Annotated in this window: 12 protein-coding genes; 6 read left to right on the top strand and 6 right to left on the bottom strand. The window is 60.0% G+C overall.

The features are described from left to right. Positions 1-34 precede the first annotated feature (34 nt). Positions 35-829, top strand: a complete 795-nt coding sequence (locus tag LOC68_RS15860; RefSeq protein ID WP_230220504.1) for a thymidylate synthase — start codon at positions 35-37, stop codon at positions 827-829. Beyond that, positions 826-1,314 carry a dihydrofolate reductase gene (locus LOC68_RS15855; protein WP_230220502.1) on the top strand — a complete coding sequence of 163 codons (489 nt, stop codon included), beginning with the start codon at positions 826-828 and terminating at the stop codon, positions 1,312-1,314. Before LOC68_RS15860 ends, LOC68_RS15855 begins: the two co-directional genes overlap by 4 nt. Positions 1,315-1,564: 250 nt before the next feature. Here LOC68_RS15855 and LOC68_RS15850 read toward each other — a convergent pair whose 3' ends face one another. Both LOC68_RS15850 and LOC68_RS15845 read right to left on the bottom strand, forming a co-directional pair. Then, positions 1,565-2,167, bottom strand: a complete 603-nt coding sequence (locus LOC68_RS15850) for a TPR end-of-group domain-containing protein (protein ID WP_230220500.1) — start codon at positions 2,165-2,167, stop codon at positions 1,565-1,567. Between the two features lie 290 nt (positions 2,168-2,457). Beyond that, positions 2,458-3,366 carry an HDOD domain-containing protein gene (locus tag LOC68_RS15845; protein ID WP_230220498.1) on the bottom strand — a complete coding sequence of 303 codons (909 nt, stop codon included), beginning with the start codon at positions 3,364-3,366 and terminating at the stop codon, positions 2,458-2,460. 380 nt (positions 3,367-3,746) lie between these two features. Between LOC68_RS15845 and LOC68_RS15840 the strand changes: the two genes are divergently transcribed. Then, positions 3,747-4,106: a hypothetical protein gene (locus LOC68_RS15840; RefSeq protein ID WP_230220496.1), complete on the top strand. Its 360-nt coding sequence runs from the start codon at positions 3,747-3,749 to the stop codon at positions 4,104-4,106. A gap of 6 nt (positions 4,107-4,112) precedes the next feature. Here LOC68_RS15840 and LOC68_RS15835 read toward each other — a convergent pair whose 3' ends face one another. Continuing rightward, positions 4,113-5,570 (bottom strand): DUF1501 domain-containing protein, encoded by a 1,458-nt coding sequence (locus LOC68_RS15835; protein WP_230220494.1) that lies wholly within the window; start codon positions 5,568-5,570, stop codon positions 4,113-4,115. Between the two features lie 50 nt (positions 5,571-5,620). After that, a complete protein-coding gene (locus LOC68_RS15830) occupies positions 5,621-8,473 on the bottom strand; it encodes a DUF1553 domain-containing protein (protein WP_230220492.1) in 2,853 nt (950 codons plus the stop codon). 343 nt (positions 8,474-8,816) lie between these two features. On the opposite strand from LOC68_RS15830, the gene uvrA reads away from it, so the two are divergent. After that, positions 8,817-11,684, top strand: a complete 2,868-nt coding sequence (gene uvrA, locus LOC68_RS15825) for an excinuclease ABC subunit UvrA (protein WP_230220490.1) — start codon at positions 8,817-8,819, stop codon at positions 11,682-11,684. Between the two features lie 192 nt (positions 11,685-11,876). On the opposite strand, the gene LOC68_RS15820 is transcribed toward uvrA, so the two are convergent. Further along, a complete protein-coding gene (locus LOC68_RS15820) occupies positions 11,877-13,493 on the bottom strand; it encodes a Kelch repeat-containing protein (protein ID WP_230220488.1) in 1,617 nt (538 codons plus the stop codon). A gap of 411 nt (positions 13,494-13,904) precedes the next feature. Here LOC68_RS15820 and LOC68_RS15815 point away from each other — a divergent pair, with 411 nt between their 5' ends. Continuing rightward, positions 13,905-14,606, top strand: a complete 702-nt coding sequence (locus tag LOC68_RS15815) for a DUF3386 family protein (RefSeq protein ID WP_230220486.1) — start codon at positions 13,905-13,907, stop codon at positions 14,604-14,606. A 181-nt stretch (positions 14,607-14,787) separates the two neighbouring features. After that, the gene (locus LOC68_RS15810; protein ID WP_230220485.1) at positions 14,788-16,107 is read left to right on the top strand and encodes an outer membrane protein assembly factor BamB family protein; all 1,320 of its coding nucleotides are present in this window, start codon (positions 14,788-14,790) and stop codon (positions 16,105-16,107) included. Between the two features lie 155 nt (positions 16,108-16,262). Here LOC68_RS15810 and LOC68_RS15805 read toward each other — a convergent pair whose 3' ends face one another. Continuing rightward, on the bottom strand, positions 16,263-17,171 hold the full coding sequence (locus tag LOC68_RS15805; RefSeq protein ID WP_230220483.1) for an LpxI family protein: 909 nt from the start codon (positions 17,169-17,171) through the stop codon (positions 16,263-16,265). Positions 17,172-17,193: the final 22 nt, after the last annotated feature.

Raw genomic sequence — 17,193 nt, 5'->3', positions numbered from 1 at the left:
TGCGAAAACCGCGCGACTCCGCGATCATACCTGCATGCGACAATACCTGGATCTCATGCAGCGTATCTTGGACGAAGGAGTCCGCAAGGAAGACCGGACCGGTACCGGTACGCTTAGCATCTTCGGGCATCAGATGCGGTTTTGCCTGGCCGATGGATTTCCGGCCGTGACGACCAAAAAGCTGCATCTCCGGTCAATCATTCACGAACTCCTCTGGTTCCTCCAAGGGGCAACGAACGTCGCCTATCTGCGCGAGAACAAGGTCACGATCTGGGACGAATGGGCCGACGAAAACGGCGAACTCGGCCCGGTCTACGGTTACCAGTGGCGATCGTGGCCGACCCCGGATGGCGGACGTATTGACCAGATCAGCAACCTGGTGGAACAGATCAAGCGGAATCCCGATTCGCGTCGGCTGATCGTCTCGGCCTGGAACGTCGCCGATGTGCCGCGGATGAAGCTCCCCCCCTGCCATCTGCTGTTCCAGTTTTACGTCGCCGATGGAAAATTGTCGTGCCAGCTCTATCAGCGGAGCGCTGACGTCTTTCTGGGGGTGCCGTTCAACATCGCGTCCTACGCGCTGCTGACGATGATGATCGCGCAAGTGACCGGACTCGAGCCGGGGGACTTCGTCCACACGTTTGGCGACGCCCATCTCTACACGAATCACATGGAGCAGACGCAGCTGCAACTGTCGCGCGACCCGCGCCCGCTGCCGACCATGCGAATCAATCCCGATGTGACTGACCTGTTCGCGTTCAAGTTTGAAGACTTTGAACTGGTCAACTACGATCCGCATCCGCACATCTCGGCGCCGGTGGCGGTATGACCGTTTCCTTGATCGTCGCGGCGTCGGAAAACGGCGTCATCGGTCGCAATGGCGATATGCCGTGGCGGCTTTCGTCGGACCTGCAGCGCTTCAAGAAGCTGACGATGGGCAACACGATCGTCATGGGACGCAAGACCTACGAATCGATCGGGCGCCTTCTGCCGGGTCGGCAAACGGTGATCGTTACGCGTCAGGCCGACTATGCGGTCGAAGGAGCGGTGATCACTTCCAGCGTTGAGGAAGCGGTACAAGTTCCCTCGGCTGGCGGTGAGCTCTTCATTGTCGGCGGCGGCGAAATCTACGCGCAGTCGATCGACCTCGCGCAGCAAATTTATCTGACGCGCGTCCACGCGCTAATCGACGATGGGGACGCCTTCTTTCCGGCGCTTGATCGTGAGAACTGGGAACGGGTCGAAGCGACCGAAATCGGGGCGGACGAAAAGAACGACTACCCGACGACGTTCGAGATTTGGCGGCGTATCTAACGTAGGGTGGGTGGAGCAAGCGCGGTAAAGCATGTTCGCTGTTTCATTCGCGTGCAATCGCCACCATGGGGCGCCGTTGCCACGTCTTCGTGGCAATGATTGTGCCCAGAGATGCCGTGGAGCAAGGCGCTGCTATCTCGGCTTGGGAGACGAGCAAGCTCGGCTCGGGCTTCCCTCGCACCCGCAGAACGCATTCATGGCCACGAAGACGTGGCAACGGCACCGGATAAGATAGAAATAGCCGATCGCCTCAGGCGATCAGATTCAAGAGTCCGATGAATTCGGGATCGTTGCGGATCGCATCGAAGTCGGGCTCGTTGCCGACCAGCTCGCGAAAGCTGGAGTTGATCTCGCACGCTTGCGCCAAGTACTCAAGCGACAGCCGAATGTTCTTCGCCAGCGCCCAATAGCAGGCCAGGTTGTAGTGGATGATCGGCTGCGCCGGATCTTGGCACATTGCTTCCTCCAGCGCTTCAATCGCCAGGTCCAAGCGTCCTAGCCGCTTGTACGACCAGCCGAGGGCGAGCCAGACATGGATATCGGCCGGGTCGTCGTCGCAGACCTGACGCAGGCATTCAATCGCCTTGTCATGCTCGTCCAACGTTCGATAGGTCTGGCCACGCAAATAGAGCGTATCGCTCGAAGAGCCGTCGAGCTCGTCAATTTCGTCCAATAGGGAGATCGCCCGCAGGGCTACCGTTCGCTTGGCCTCAAACGTCGCAGACAATTGGGAAGAGGCCGAGAGGATCAGGTCGAGATAACCTTCAACTTCGCGAATGCGACGAAGGCGACGCGTTTCCTGCAGGCTGTTCATATCGGGGCGTCCCAGATTGGTTTCGGATGGCTTTTCCATTGTTCGCCGACCGACTGCGATGTTCCAGCACCGAACTGTAAAAAATTTTACCGAAGGGAAAATTCGATACCAATTCCTTGTCGCACGGTTACGCCGCAAAACTAGCGACCGCGGTCAGGTTAAACGGCTTATGCCGTGCGGGCTGTTCCGGCAATCCTTTTCGTTCTCCGAAAACTACCCCCTGCCCGCTAGCACGTGGGTCCGAAATAGGCATAAAAAAACGCCGCGGACGAAATTCGTCCGCAGCGCTTTGTGCACTGGGTAGAAATCTGCAATTAGAAGTTAGTAGGCTAAGCCTGCGTCGCTTCTTTCGGCTGGGCGTTCAGCGTATCGATCAGCGACTGGGTCGGGGTCGACAGTTTCAGGACCGGCGCGAATTCTTCAAATTCGGTGTCGATCTGCGCCAGCAGTTCTTCGACCGAGGGGCCATCCCCCCGCAGTTGTTCGTAGTAGCCGACGAAGGTGTCCCGTTCGGGCCAAGCCTGGTCATTGCTGGCCGGCAACAAGGCGGACAAAGCGACAGACACCTTGCCGGGCTCGTTCGGCTCGTTCACCAGGTTGTCGATGTCGGCATGCGATTCGATCAACACGGCGAACTCTTCCGGAAGGCTCCAGCCGCGAGCGATGACGCCGCCCGCTTCGGCATGGTCCCAGCCGAACTTGTCTCGTTCCAAATGCGACAGACGCTTCTCGCCGCCGGCTCGGCTAACCAACAATTCGGCGTATTTTTCGGGCAGCTCTTTCGCCAACAGCGGCACCGCCATGTCTTGCAGCAGTGCGGCGGCGAACAGGTCTTCCGAGTCTTTCAAACCCAGGATCTTACCCATCGCCCGGGCGAAGAGACCGCGACGGAGCGAGTCTTGCCAGAGATTCTTCAGGTCGAACGGCCCGCTTTTCGGGTTGGGCATCAAGCTGAAGACGGCGCTCCAGAGAGCGAAGTTTTTGATCGTGCGAATGCCGACCAGCGTGATCGCCAGCTTCACGCTGGAGATTTCGCGAGAGAATCCAAAGTACGACGAATTTACGAATCGCAATACCTGGCCGGTCAGGCCCGGATCCGATTCGATCGGTACCGCGAATTCGGCAGGTCCGTTTTCCGGATCCTGCGAGAGTTCCAAGAGGCGAATCGCGCTTTGCGGCAAAGCCGGAAGCTGGGCGCCCGCCAACAAATCTTTGAGCTGTTTCGATGAGTCTGTCATTTTTTTAACTCTACCCCGGTGCTGAAAATCCTAACCCAAGCCGCCGGAACGACGCGAATGAGAGTTCCACCCCGAAACGTAGGTCACGTGCCGCAGTGACGCAAACTCACAAACATCGATTGCAAAGATTCGCGAGGGGCCCGAAGGAGGCGGGAACGGCCGGTAGTCGCTATAATCGGAACTCGGCGCGTCGCTTCTGCGAAACATGCATGTTGACGAAAAGCGACAGCGACAATCGGCAGGGATGCGAAGATTTTCGCTAAGACGTTGTGCGACTGGCAGTTAACGTCGGCGATTGGGGTTTGGGCACGGAGATTGCCTTGGAAGGTTATTCAACCTCACACCGTTTGCATCCTCGCTGATCCCCGCGGAAAACCGCCGTGCTACGCACCATTTTATTTATCGCCGCCGTACCGATCGTCTTCTGGTTGGCGACGTGCGCTGTGATTCCAAACCCCGACTATTCGCACGCCGAAACGGCGCAAGCCCCGGCGGAGCCGGTCGAGTGGCGTCACACGGTTGATGGGTGGGAACCGATCGAAGAAATCCAGGTCGAACCGCCGGTCGATCGCGATCCGCCGATTCATCCCCTGACGCTGTTGCCGCTGGTAGTCGCGGTCGCTCTTTCCGCCTTGCTGGCGTTTGAGCCGAAGGAAGCCGCCGCGGTCTCTGCAAAGACGAAGCCGCATACGAGCGGCAGCGGTGCGAAACCGCACGCCGCACAAACGACCGAAGCGTAACTGGATTTACGCCAAGATCCCCGGCACCACTTCGCCGTGGACGTCGGTTAACCGGAAGTTGCGACCGGCGAAGGGATAGGTCAATCGCAAGTGATCCATTCCCAACAGATGCAGGATCGTCGCCTGCAAGTCATGGACGTGCACCTTATTCTCGGTGACGCCGAATCCTAGCTCGTCGGTCGCTCCGTACGAGATCCCCGGTTTGATGCCGCCGCCGGCCAGCATCAGGGTAAAGCAATCGGGATAGTGATCGCGACCGAGATTCGTGCTCGCCGCCGTACGACCTTCGCGGAACGGGGTCCGGCCAAATTCGCCGCCGCAGATCACCAGCGTGTCGTCTAGCATGCCCCGTTGCTTCAAGTCTTTGATCAGGGCCGTAACCGGCTGATCCATTCCCTTCGCTTTGCCGCGCAGACCGTCTCCCAGCGCGGTGCCGGCGCTGGTTCCATGGAAGTCCCAACCCCAGTCGAACAGCTGCACAAACCGCACCCCCTGCTCTACCAGTCGTCGAGCGAGGACGCAGTTCGACGCGAAGCTGCCGTCGCCAGGTTTGGCGCCGTAGCTGGCGAGCGTCTCGGCCGTTTCTTTCGAGATATCCATCGACTCCGGCGCCGAAGCCTGCATCCGATACGCCAACTCATATTGAGCGATGCGGGTCTCGGTTTCGGGATCGCCGATGACGCCGGCTTGCGCTTGGTTCAGATCGCGAATCGCATCGAGCGATAACCGCCGCACATCTTGCGGCATCCCTTTCGGGTTTGAGAGATACAAGACCGGATCGCCCTGCGAGCGGCACTGCACCCCTTGAAATACCGAGGGCAAAAAGCCGCTTCCCCAAGCGCTCTTGCCGGAGCTCGGGTTCGAACCGCCCGAGTTGAGCACCACGAAGCCCGGCAGATTTTGATTTTCCGAGCCGAGGCCATAGGTGACCCACGAACCCATCGACGGACGCCCGAGTCGCGGCGAACCGGTGTACAGCAGCAGTTCGGCCGGAGCATGATTGAACTGATCGGTGTTCATCGACTTGATGAAGCAGACGTCGTCGATCACCTCTTCCAGATGAACCATCGCGTCCGAGAGCCAGGCCCCCGACTCGCCGCATTGGCGAAACTTGTGGGGCGTGCCGAGCAGCGTCGGCGTTCCCTTGGTGAACGCGAACTCTTTGCCGTTGAAGAACTCGGCGGGACAATCTTCGCCGTTGCGCTTCACCAGTTCCGGCTTGTAATCGAACAGGTCGAGATTCGGCGGCGAACCGGCCAAATGCAGATAGATCACCGACTTCGCCTTCGGCCCGAAGTGCGTCTTGCGCGGCAACATCGGCTGCGAAGCGTTGATCGAGATCGGGTCGGCCTGCGATTCGCCGGAGAGGAGCGAACCGAGCGCGATTCCGCCGACGCCCATTTGCATAGCGCTCAGGAAGTGGCGACGCGTGATCGTTTGCAGTTGTCGTAGTCGCGGATTCATAACAGGATTCGCCAAAGTTTTTTCAGGAATGCGTTCGGTAGATCAGTCGACTAGCGCGACAAAAACTCGTCCAGGTTCATCAACACGTTGCCGACCAACGTCCAGGCTGCAAGTTCGGCCGCATCGGCGCCTTCGGGAAGCGGCCCAAGCGGATCGGTTGCGATCGTCTTCGCCATTTCAGGCTGCTGTCGATACTCGGCGAGCGCCTGCTCCAGCAGTTGCAGCAGCCGCGTCTTTTCCGCATCGGTCGGCTGTCGGCTCAGGCAAAGCCGGAATGCGTAAACGATGCGGGCTTCATTCGCGTCTCCCCCTTCGGCGACGACACGGCGAGCCAGCGCCTGCGCCGCTTCGACGTAAACCGGATCGTTGAGCGTCACCAGCGCTTGCAGCGGAGTGTTGGTCGCAATGCGGCGAATCGTGCAGACTTCGCGGCTCGGCGCGTCAAAGGCCATCATCGACGGGTACGGAGTCGTACGTCGCCATTTGGTGTAAAGGCCGCGGCGATAGCGATCTTCGCCGGGGCTCGGGTCCCAGTCGGTCGAACCGCCGAACGCGGAGTTCATTCCCATCTTCGGCTGCATCGGACGAACCGACGGCCCGTACATCTTGCGGCTCAGCAGCCCGCTGGCGGCCAGCGACGAATCACGCACCATTTCGGCCGACAAACGGAACCGCGGACCGCGGCTTACCAGGCGATTCGTCGGATCGATTGCCAGCTTCTCCGGCGTGGCGGTCGCCGCCTGACGATAGGCGGCCGATTCGACCATCAGCTTCAGCGTTCGCTTGACGTCCCAGCCATGTTCCATCAGGTCGACCGCCAGGTAGTCGAGCAGCGCCTGATTGACCGGCAGTTCCCCTTGCGAGCCGAAGTCTTCGCTCGTTTCGACCAGCCCGATGCCGAAGAGTTGCTCCCAGAGGCGATTGACTTCAACGCGGGCGGTAAGCGGATTGTCGCGGGCGACGAGCCACTGCGCCGCGCCCAAGCGATCCGCTTTGGCGCCTTCCGGCAGCGGGTGGAACTTGGTCAAGACGCCGGGCTCCACCTTCGCGCCGTGCGATTGGTAGTTGCCGCGGATCTGAATGAACGTCTCGCGATGTTTGTCGGCCGGCAACTCTTGCATGATCGGCGTTTCAATCGGCTTCACGCCGGCAAGCTGTTTCGTCAGCTTTTCAATCGCCTTTTGTTTGGCTTCGAGTTCAGGACGTTCGCCGGCAGAGAACTTGGCGATGGCGCCCTTCGCGGCGTCGTCCAGCTCTTCCCCGTTCTTCGGAATGTCGAATTCCACGAACGTTGCGAACGGCGCGTCGCTTTCGTGCGCCCAGATCGGTTTATGCTCCGCATCGAGCAGCACCACGCGATACGGCGCAAGCCGCGAAAACAAGTTGCCGTCGGTTCGATTCCACAGGACTACCTTCTCCAGCGAAGTCGGCTCTTTCAGATCGAGTTCCCACCACGGATTGTTTTGCGTCTCGGTGTGGGTCGTGCTCTTCGCGTTGAAATAGTGCCCGTCGGTGATGCCATCGATGGCGAGCTTCGCAGGTCCGTCATAGGCGACGCTCACTTGCGACGCCGTACCGCGCGGCGCGATGTTCTCGCCGCCGGCGATCGCTTGCACTTCGGCCAGCGAGAGAATCTTCCCTTCGCCGAGATTCTCGACCCGAATAAACCGCGCGGCGAGCGGACCGGTCGGCGGCGGAGTTGGCGAAGGAGACGACTTTTTCAGCTCTTCCAGCTCTTTTTTGGCGTTTTCCAGGCTCTTGGTCAGCGCTGACTTGCGAGCGGTCAGTTCGTCCGTCCAAGTCGGATGATTCGGCGATTCATCGCCGCGATCGGCGTCGGCCGACTGATTGAAGATCGCGAAGAATTGGAAGTACTCTTCTTGCGTGATCGGATCGTACTTGTGCGTGTGGCATTGGGCGCACTCCATCGTCAGTCCCATCCAGGCCTGAATCGTGGTGTTGACCCGATCGACGATCGCGGCGCTGCGGAACTCTTCGTCGTTGGTTCCCCCTTCGCTGTTGGTCATCGTGTTGCGATGAAACGCCGTGGCGATCAGTTGATCTTCGGTCGGCTGCGGCAGCATGTCGCCGGCCAACTGGTCGATCGTGAACTGATCAAACGGTTGGTTCGCGTTGAGCGCCTGAATCAGCCAATCGCGGTATTTCCAGATGTTCCGTTCCGGATCTTGCGCGTAGCCTGCCGAGTCGGCGTAGCGAGCGATATCAAGCCAGGGACGAGCCCAACGTTCGCCATAGGCCGGATCAGCCAACAAGCGATCGACCGCTTTCTCGTAGGCGTTAGGATCGGCGTCGTTGACGAACGCGTCGACATCGGCGATCGTCGGCGGCAGGCCAGTCAGCGCGAGCGAAACGCGCCGCAACAGCGTCGCTCGATCGGCCTCGGCCGCCGGCGTCAGGTTCTTCTTGTGCAGTTCATTTAGGATGAAGTGGTCGATCGGATTTTTCGCCCACTCGACGCTGGGGGGAATTGGCAGTTCGCTGTTGACCGGCGGCTCGAACGACCAGTGACGGCGAAATTGGGCGCCTTCGGCGATCCAGCGGCGGAACAGATCGACTTCGGCGGGGGTCAACTGGCGGCCCGCTTCCGGCGGCGGCATCCGAATCGAATCGTCGCCAACCAATCGGGCCAGCAATTCGCTCTCATCCGGTTTGCCAGGGACGACGGCGATTGTGCCGCTATCGAGTTCGGCGATGGCCCCCTCGCGCTCATCGAGCCGCAGTCCTCCTTCACGCGTTTCCGGGTCGGGGCCGTGGCAGTGGAAGCAATTGCCCGAGAGGAGCGGGCGAATATCGCGGTTGAAATCGACCGGTTCTTCGGACGCCACGACCCCTGCCAAAAACAGGAGCGTCGGCAGCGTCATGACCCAACGGAAGCAATCCATTCGCGGCATTCGAAAGCACCAGAACAAGGAGCAGGCGGGAAAGGTGAGAGGCCGGGCGGGAAGCTTTAATTCTCCCCCATGCGCAGCGGCTCCACAACCAAAATTGAAGTCGCTACACCAGCTAAATTGCGCGAGGGGCCGAAATCGAAACCGAATTCTGCAAAGAATGGCCAAAATGGACCCGGACTTCCCGTAGAGCAGTCAGCCAGACCCCTCTGTGGGTCGGTTTTGAGACATCCGGCGATTGTGGGAACGTCGCGGGCGTGTTAGGCTGAAAAGATTCGTAACCGCACTTTAATCGCCGTCAGGGCGGTTTTCGACTCTCTTCTCGAAAGCTGACGTAGTGCATCGCGAGGAAAAAACGCTTCCGGAATCCCCCAGCGACTTCATCCGAATTCGTGGGGCCCGCGTTCACAATCTGAAAAACGTCGATCTCGATATCCCTCGAAATCAGCTGGTCGTCTTCACCGGACCGAGCGGTAGTGGGAAGAGTTCGCTTGCGCTCGATACGTTGTTCGCCGAAGGGCAACGGCAATACATCGAAAGCCTCTCGGTTTACGCGCGGCAGTTCCTCGATCAGATGGAACGTCCCGACGTCGACCTGATCGAAGGCTTGCAGCCGACCATCTGTATCGATCAACGTGCCGGCAGTCAGAACCCGCGCAGCACCGTCGCTACGGTGACCGAAGTCTACGACTACCTGCGTCTGTTGATGGCGCGACTCGGGCAGCCCCACTGCTGGAAGTGCAACGTTCCGATCTCGCAGCAAACGCCCGAACAGATCCAAGACCGCCTGCTCGCCCTGCCCGATCAGACGAAGTTGATGGTTCTGGCGCCGATGGTTCGCGGACGCAAAGGCGCCCATCGAGAAGAGATCGACAAGATTCGGAAGAGCGGATTATTGCGCGCTCGCGTCGATGACGACGTCTTCGAACTCGATCAGATCCCGGAACTCAATCCGAAGAAAGCGCACAGCATCGACGCCGTCGTCGACCGCATCATCGTCCGCGAAGGGTTGCGGGCTCGCATGGGAGAATCGGTCGCGCTGGCGCTGAAGCTGGGCGAAGGCCGGATGTTGGCCTGCTATCTCGACGCCGATGCGATCGACGCCAAGCACCCGAAGGGAACGTGGCGCGATGAGGTCTACAACACCGAGCTGGCCTGCCCCAGCTGCGGCTTGAGCTTTATCGACATCGAACCGCGCACGTTCAGCTTTAACAGCCCGTACGGCGCTTGCCCGGTCTGCGAAGGCTTGGGCGCCAAAGAAGAGTTCGACGCCGAGCTGGTCGCTCCCGACATGTCGCTCTCGGTCGAAGGGGACGCGATCGTCGCTTGGAAGGCGCTGACCGCTGCGACGCAGAAGAAACATCAAGCGGCCGCCGTCGAGTTTCTGAAGAAGCACAAAGTCGAACCGACGACTCCGCTGGCCGAGATTCCCGAAAAGACGCTCCATCAGCTCTTCCACGGCGACGAGAAGAAGTTCCTCGGCATCCTGGTCATGCTCGAAAAAGAGTATGTCACTACCACGCGCAAAGCGCGACTCGATCAGCTGGCCGCCTTCCGCGCCGAAGTGATCTGCAGCGCCTGCAAAGGCTCGCGTTTGCGGATGGAAGCGACGGCCGTCCAGATCGGCGGCAAAGCGATTCACGAGATCACGGCGATGAACGTCGCCGAAGCCCGCGAGTTCTTCCAGCAACTCACCTTCGTCGAACATGAAGAGCCGGTTGCCGAACCAATCGTCCGGGAGATCATCAAGCGGCTCGAGTTTCTTGAGAAGGTCGGCGCCGAGTATCTAACGCTGAATCGCGCCGCCGACACATTGAGCGGCGGCGAACTGCAGCGCGTCCGTCTGGCGACCGGCATCGGTTCCGGCTTGGTCGGAGTTTGCTACATCCTCGACGAACCGTCGATCGGGCTGCATCCTCGCGACAACGAGCGGCTGATCAGCTCGCTGACCGATCTCCGCGATCAGGGGAACTCGGTCCTGGTGGTCGAGCATGACGAAGCGATGATGCGGATGGCCGATCGTTTGATCGACATCGGACCTGGCGCCGGCGGCGATGGCGGTCGCGTGATGGCCGATGGTACGCCGCTGGAAGTGGAAACGAACTCCGATTCGATCACCGGGCGATATCTCTCCGGCAAAAGCAAAATTGAATTGCCGGAGAAGCGTCGCCGCATCGCCAAGACTCGTTCGATCACGATCGAAGGAGTGACGACCAACAACTTGAAAGACGTCTCGGTTCTCGTTCCGCTAGGCGCATTGGTTTGCGTCACCGGCGTGAGCGGATCGGGGAAAAGCTCGCTGATCAACGAGACCTTCGCGCCGGCGCTTCTCAAGCGATTGAATACGCCGACCGCTAAGCCAGGCCCGCACAAGAGTCTTCGAGGCGCCGCGAATGTCGACAAGGTGATTCCGATCGACCAATCGCCGATCGGCCGCACCCCGCGCAGCAACCCGGCGACCTACACCGGCGTCTTCGACGAAATTCGCAAGGTCTACGCCGGCACACGACAAGCGAAGCAATACGGCTACAAAGCGAGCCGCTTCAGCTTCAACGTCCAGGGAGGCCGCTGCGAAGCGTGTCAGGGACAAGGGCTGCAGAAGATCGAGATGAACTTCCTGCCCGACCTGTTCGTTACCTGCGCGACCTGCCGCGGCGCTCGTTTCAATCGCCAGACGTTGCGGGTTCGCTACAAAGACAAGTCGATCGCCGAAGTTCTCGACATGCCGATCCGCGACGCGGTCAGCTTCTTCGAGAACATCCCGATGATCCACCGGACGTTGGCCAGCCTGGATGACGTCGGCCTCGGTTACTTGTCGCTCGGCCAACCGTCGACCACGTTGTCAGGCGGCGAAGCGCAGCGCATCAAGCTGGCGACCGAACTGGCCCGCGTCGATACCGGCTCGACCTTGTACCTGCTCGACGAACCGACGACCGGTCTCCACTTTGAAGACATCCGCCGCTTGCTCGACGTGTTGAACCGTTTGGTCGACAAGGGTAACACGGTCCTGGTGATCGAGCACAACCTCGACATCATCAAGTGCGCCGACTGGATTATCGACCTCGGCCCCGAAGGAGGTTCCGGCGGCGGCCAGATCATCGCCGCGGGCTCGCCCGAAGAAGTGGCGGCGGTAGCGGAAAGCTATACCGGCCAGTTCCTGAAGCCGCTCTTAAACGGCCGCGTCGCTGTCGCGGAAAGCGAATAATCAACTGGTGCCATGCTCTTGCGGCGTCTTCGCCGGATGAGCATGCGAGCCTGCTGTTGGATGCCGCATTGAAGACATGCTCTTCTCGCGAAGACGCGATAAGAGCATGGCGCCAGGAACACTAACGCACGAAAAAACGCGAGCCGAATCCGGCTCGCGTTTTTCGTTTCTCGAAGAATTGCTGCGTAGCAATTACTTCAGATTGACCACGTCGACTTCGCTGAACTTGCCAACGGTCATACTGGCGCCGCCGAGCAGAATCAGTTGGTCTTTGCCGACCGGCAACATGCGGTGGAAGAACCGTTCGTTGGTCAGCCCGCCGACCGTCTCCCACGACTTGCCGTCATCGGCCAGGCGAACCAAACGGCCGCTCATCGTGCTGACGTACAGTTTGCCGCCTTGGGCGAACGTCGACGTGCCGAAGCCGTCCATGTTGCCGCCGGGCAGTTCCGGCCCTTCGCTCCAGGTTTTCGCTTCCGGATCGTAAACGGCGACGCGGGTAGTCGGCCCGCCTTCTTCTTGCATCCCGCCGATCGAGTAGATCTTGCCGTTGGCCACGCCGACCGAATTCGCACGACGCTGGAACGGCGGTTCGGCAATCGCGGTCCATTCGGCGCTGGGTTGGCTCAGGTCGAGCGAGTAAGCGGTTTTGTGCCAGGTCGAATCCTTGTCTTCGCCGTTCAGGGCCCAGCCGCCGATCACGTAGATCTTGTCGCCGAGGACGACCGCGTCAAACGACGAGCGCGGCTCCGGCAACTTCGGCAGATCGGACCACTTGCCGGTCTTCAGATCGAACGCCGCGACGTCGGCCTGCGAGACCAGGTTGCGACCTTCCTCTTCTTCTTTGTTCATCGCGGTGAAGCCGCCGATGCGGTAGAGCTTGTCGCCGTGAGCGACCATCGCCAAGCCTTGCAGTTTCGGCCCTTCGGCGACCGTTTCCCACTTGGCGTCTTTCTTCAAAGACAGCTTTTGCAGCGAGCCGTTCTGCGCTTCGTAGTAGTAGTGATGCGCGTCGCCGGTGTGACCGCCGTAGGCGTACAGAGCATCGCCGATGACCGCGGCGCCAAAGCTGGTGACCGCTTCCGGCAGATCGGGATAAGCGCTGAGCGTTTCGTTCAGTTTCGGAATCACAGGCAACGTCAACGTGGTGTAGTGACGAATCGAATCGTACTTGTCGTCGCCGACCTGGCCCGACTTCGGTTCGACATACTTCGCACGAACCGCGTAGAGGCCTGCCTTGTTGGCGGCGAACTTGGCGATCCCTTGCGAGTCGGTCTCGGCCTTCTCTTTTCCATTGGCGCCGTCGACCGACACTTCGGCTCCTTCCACCGGCTTGCCGGCGAAGGTCACCGTGAAGACCGCTTCTCCATCTTGCAGCGTCGGTACGACGTCGAGCGTAACCAGCTTCGACGCGTCCCGCTTCCAGGCCGATTTGCCCAGCGTCGGGCCGGTCTTCGCATTGTACTGCAGCAGGAACTTCTCACCGCCGCGCTCCATGACGCCCAGCGACCGGGTCAAAGCGTACAGCGATTCGCCGCGCCCTTTCAATTCTTCCGACTTCAGTTCTTCGTCGGCCAGTGTGAACTTGATCTGTTCCGGCTCTTTGTCGCTGAACACTTTGTAAGCGACGGCGTCTTCGACCCGCTTCAGGATCGCTGGCTCGTCCGCGTACGGCCCTTCCGAGAAGTAGAGATTCAGGACTTTCGGGTTATCGCTTTCGACCAGCCACAAAAAGTGGGCCTGGGCCGGCGCGATGATGGCCGATACGAGCAGCGCAACGGCCAGCGCGCTTGTCAGTTTTCGCAACATGCAAGGATTCCTTCGCCAAAGTGTTAGGAGCAAGGCGACTGATCCTATTGGACCAGATCGCGGAATGCGGGGGGATACGAACCGTTGTGAGAATCGATGCCGGGCTGGCGGGAATCTTGCTGGCGAAGGCTTATTGAGATTGATTCTCACGCATGTAGCTTATCAGCTCCCCTGTTGGCGTCAATTGGCCAGATTTGGATTTTCTCCGACTTAGTCCCCGGTTTTCGGGGAGTTTCGGGCGAAATCAAGAACTTCGGCCCGCGGCCGCTTGCCTCTTTCTTCGCGGGAAGATAGCCTATCGAGAATCAGTCTCAAGTTTTTCGCGTTTATCAGCTCGCCAGCCGAATCTGTCGCCAGCCACGCTTCGACGCTCTTCAAAACCGCGCCGTTTCTTGGAAAGGGACCCTGCCGATGATTCGCCGAACCTTCTGTCTGCTGGTACTGCTGGCCGCTCCTCTGGCCGCCGCCGAACCGACTTCCACCGAGATTTCCGCTGTGCAATTGCTGGCCGACGCCCGCGATCAGCGGATCGTCTGGAACGGCATCCCCGGCTTCACCGCGGAACTGGTCGTCTCACTCGACGGCAAGACCGAAACCGGGACGATCGACGTTTCGTCGGACGGTGAAATGAAAATCAGCGGCGTTTCGCTCGCCGAAGACAAGACGATCGGCCGCGCCCTCGATTCGCTGATCGCGCACCGTTTCCGGGACGAAGCGAACGAAGCTGGCGAAGAAGCTTACTTTGATCCGAAAGATCCCGGCACCGCCCTCGGCAAGCTGATCGAGAAAAGCGGCGGCTTGATGGAAAGCCAATCCCGCGTGAAAGATGGGGTGATTCACGAGGTGATTCGCCGCTCGAAGACCGGTTCGTTCACCATCACCGTGGTCAACGTTTATCGGAACCCGGAAGGGAAATACCTGCCGCAGGTCTTCACCATCAGCAACTGGGACGCCGACGGCAATCTGACCGCCAGCGCGACGGTCGAAAACGTCTGGAAGCGGGTCGGCGACTGGGATCTGCCGGTCAGCCACACCGCGATCCGAACTTCTGATAAAGGAGAACGGAAGGTCGTTCGTGTCGAATTTAACCATCCGCAGCTGAAAACCAAGTAAACTAACGTTACTTGGCGCCATGCTTTCACGGCGTCTTCGCCGAGTAAGCATGTCTTCAATGCGTTCTACCAGGGCGAAGACATGCTCATCCGGCGAAGACGCCGCAAGAGCATGGCACCAGGCGCCAGGACATTGAATTCGTCGGACTCGACCTCATTTCCATTTATCTGCGAGAAACGAGATGCATGCGGTTTCCTGCTTCGTCCTGCTGACGGCGATGGCGGTCGGCAGCGACAATTGGCCCGCTTTTCAAGGCGCCGGCGTCGAACCTCCCGCCGCCGCCCAAGTGCCGCTGAAGTGGTCGCCGGACAGCAATATCGCCTGGACGGCCGATCTGCCGGGCTACGGACAATCAAGCCCGATCGTCTGGAACGGCAAGGTCTACGTCACGTCGATCGACGGTCCCAACAAAGAGACGAACATCGTCACTTGTTGGAGCCTGGCGGACGGATCGCAGCTGTGGCGGAAAGACTTCAAGTCGTCGCTGCCGATCAAGAGCAGCACTTACGTCAGCCGCGCCGCGCCAACTCCGGCCGTTGATCAGCTGGGAGTCTACGCGTTCTTCGAGAGCGGCGACATCATCGCCCTGTCGCATGACGGCGAACAACTCTGGAGCAAGTCGCTGATCGCCGAGTATGGCGAAATGAAGTCGAACCACGGGCTCGCCGCTTCGCCTGCTTTGAGCGACGACGCGGTGATCTTGCTCGTCGAAAACGACGGTCCCTCCTACATCGTCGCCCTCGACAAGAAGACCGGCGAAGCGACCTGGAAGACCGATCGCGAGAGCAAAGTGAGCTGGAGTTCGCCGCGCGTCATCTCCACTCCTGGCGGTCCGCAGATCATCGTCAGTAGCAGCGGCACGGTCGACGGCTACGACGTTAGCAGCGGCAAGAAGCTCTGGACGATCGACGATCTCGGCGGCAACACGACCAACACCCCGATGCCGTATGGCGATGGGATGTTCCTGGTCGGCGCGTCGGCCGGTCGCGGCGAAGAATCAGGGGACGGCGCCAAACGCTCGAACATGGCGGTTCGCGTCCGCGAATCGGATGCCGGCGCGACGGCCGAAGTCCTGTGGCGGAATGAAAAGGCCTCCTCTTCGTTCAGCACGCCGATCGTGCATCAGGGAGTCGCCTACTGGGTCAACAAAAGCGGCGTCGTCTTCGGCGTCGATGTGGAAAGCGGCGAAACCCTCTTCACCGAACGCTTGTCGCAATCGTGCTGGGCTACGTCGCTTGGCGTCGGCGATCGGGTTTACTTCTTCGGCAAAGATGGGAAGACGACTGTCGTTAAAGCAGGTCCCAAATGGGAAGTGTTGGCCGAAAACATGCTCTGGAATCCGGAAGCGGAAGAGCCGGCCCAAGCGCCCGCCGCGGAAGGGGAGGAAGGAGGCCGTCGCGGCCCGCCGATGTCGTCCGGACCGATCGTCTACGGCTACGCCGCCGTCCCAGGCAAGTTGCTGATCCGAACCGGCCCGAAGTTCTACTGCATCACGCCGTAACGTCCGAAACTAACCCGAGGCGCAAGCCGAGGGAATGCGTTCGGCGCGAAACAAGAAGTGATTAGTCATTGGCGGCCGCAAGTAGAATTGCGGCCGCTTCTTTATTGTCACGCACATTCCCTCGGCTTGCGCCTCGGGTTAGTGTGGAGTCAGAATTACGCCGCGACCGCGTCTTCGTCGGTCAGCACTTCGCCCAGTCGCTCGCCGGTGGCGGCGAGGATCGCGATTCCCAATTCGTTCGCTTTGGCGAGCACTTCTTCCTGATCAACGATGATCGTCTTGTCGGCTTCAATCACCAGCGCTACGGCGCCGGAGGCCTTCATCGTTTCGATCGTGCCGACGCCGATGGTCGGGACGTCGAACCGCATGTCTTGTTGCGGCTTGGCGACTTTCACGATGGTGAACCCGCCTGATCGGCAAAGCTGGCCGGCGCGACGGATGCACTCGTCGGTCCCTTCGACCGCTTCCAGCGCCAGCGCGGTTTGGCCTTTGATCGCGACGCTCTGCCCGGTGTCGAACTGGCCGATCGTTTTGGCCAGCCGCCAGCCATACTCGACGTCGGCGAGTTGCTTCTTGCTGAGCGGTTTGCCAGCGAGGTGTCCGAATTTGACCAAGAGATCAGGAGCGTAGTCGGTCGCAGGCACGAACTCGATTCCTTTCTTCGAAAACGCGCGGCAGATGCCGCCCAGCAGCGTGTCGTCTTTGCGGTCTTTCGTCCCCAGCAGGAAGTGCGGAGCGAAGATCCGGGCGCCGTACCAGTCAGGAAAATGATTCCAGAGGACGTTCCGGTCGAACAGCCGCACCTTGTGGACTTTGCCGACCATCGTCGCGGTCGTCACATTGTGACGATGATAGAAGCGGACGCATTTGCCGAGCTGTCCCAGCCCGATCCACTCGTGCGAAGTTGAGAGTTCAGCCAGAATTGGATCGGCGTGGTCTTTGATCAGCAGCGTGTGAACCGCGTAACCGCGTCGCGTGAGCGCGGTCGCCACTTCGATCGGCAGTCTGCCCCATCCGGCGAGCAAACCGAACGGCCGCTGTTGCGTCTGTGCGTGAGAATTCATGGCATCCTTGCTGATGAACTCG

Origin of the sequence: Blastopirellula sediminis (assembly GCF_020966755.1) — a bacterium.
GTDB classification, from domain to species: domain Bacteria; phylum Planctomycetota; class Planctomycetia; order Pirellulales; family Pirellulaceae; genus Blastopirellula; species Blastopirellula sediminis.
This window is presented reverse-complemented; position numbering and strand designations above follow the sequence as displayed.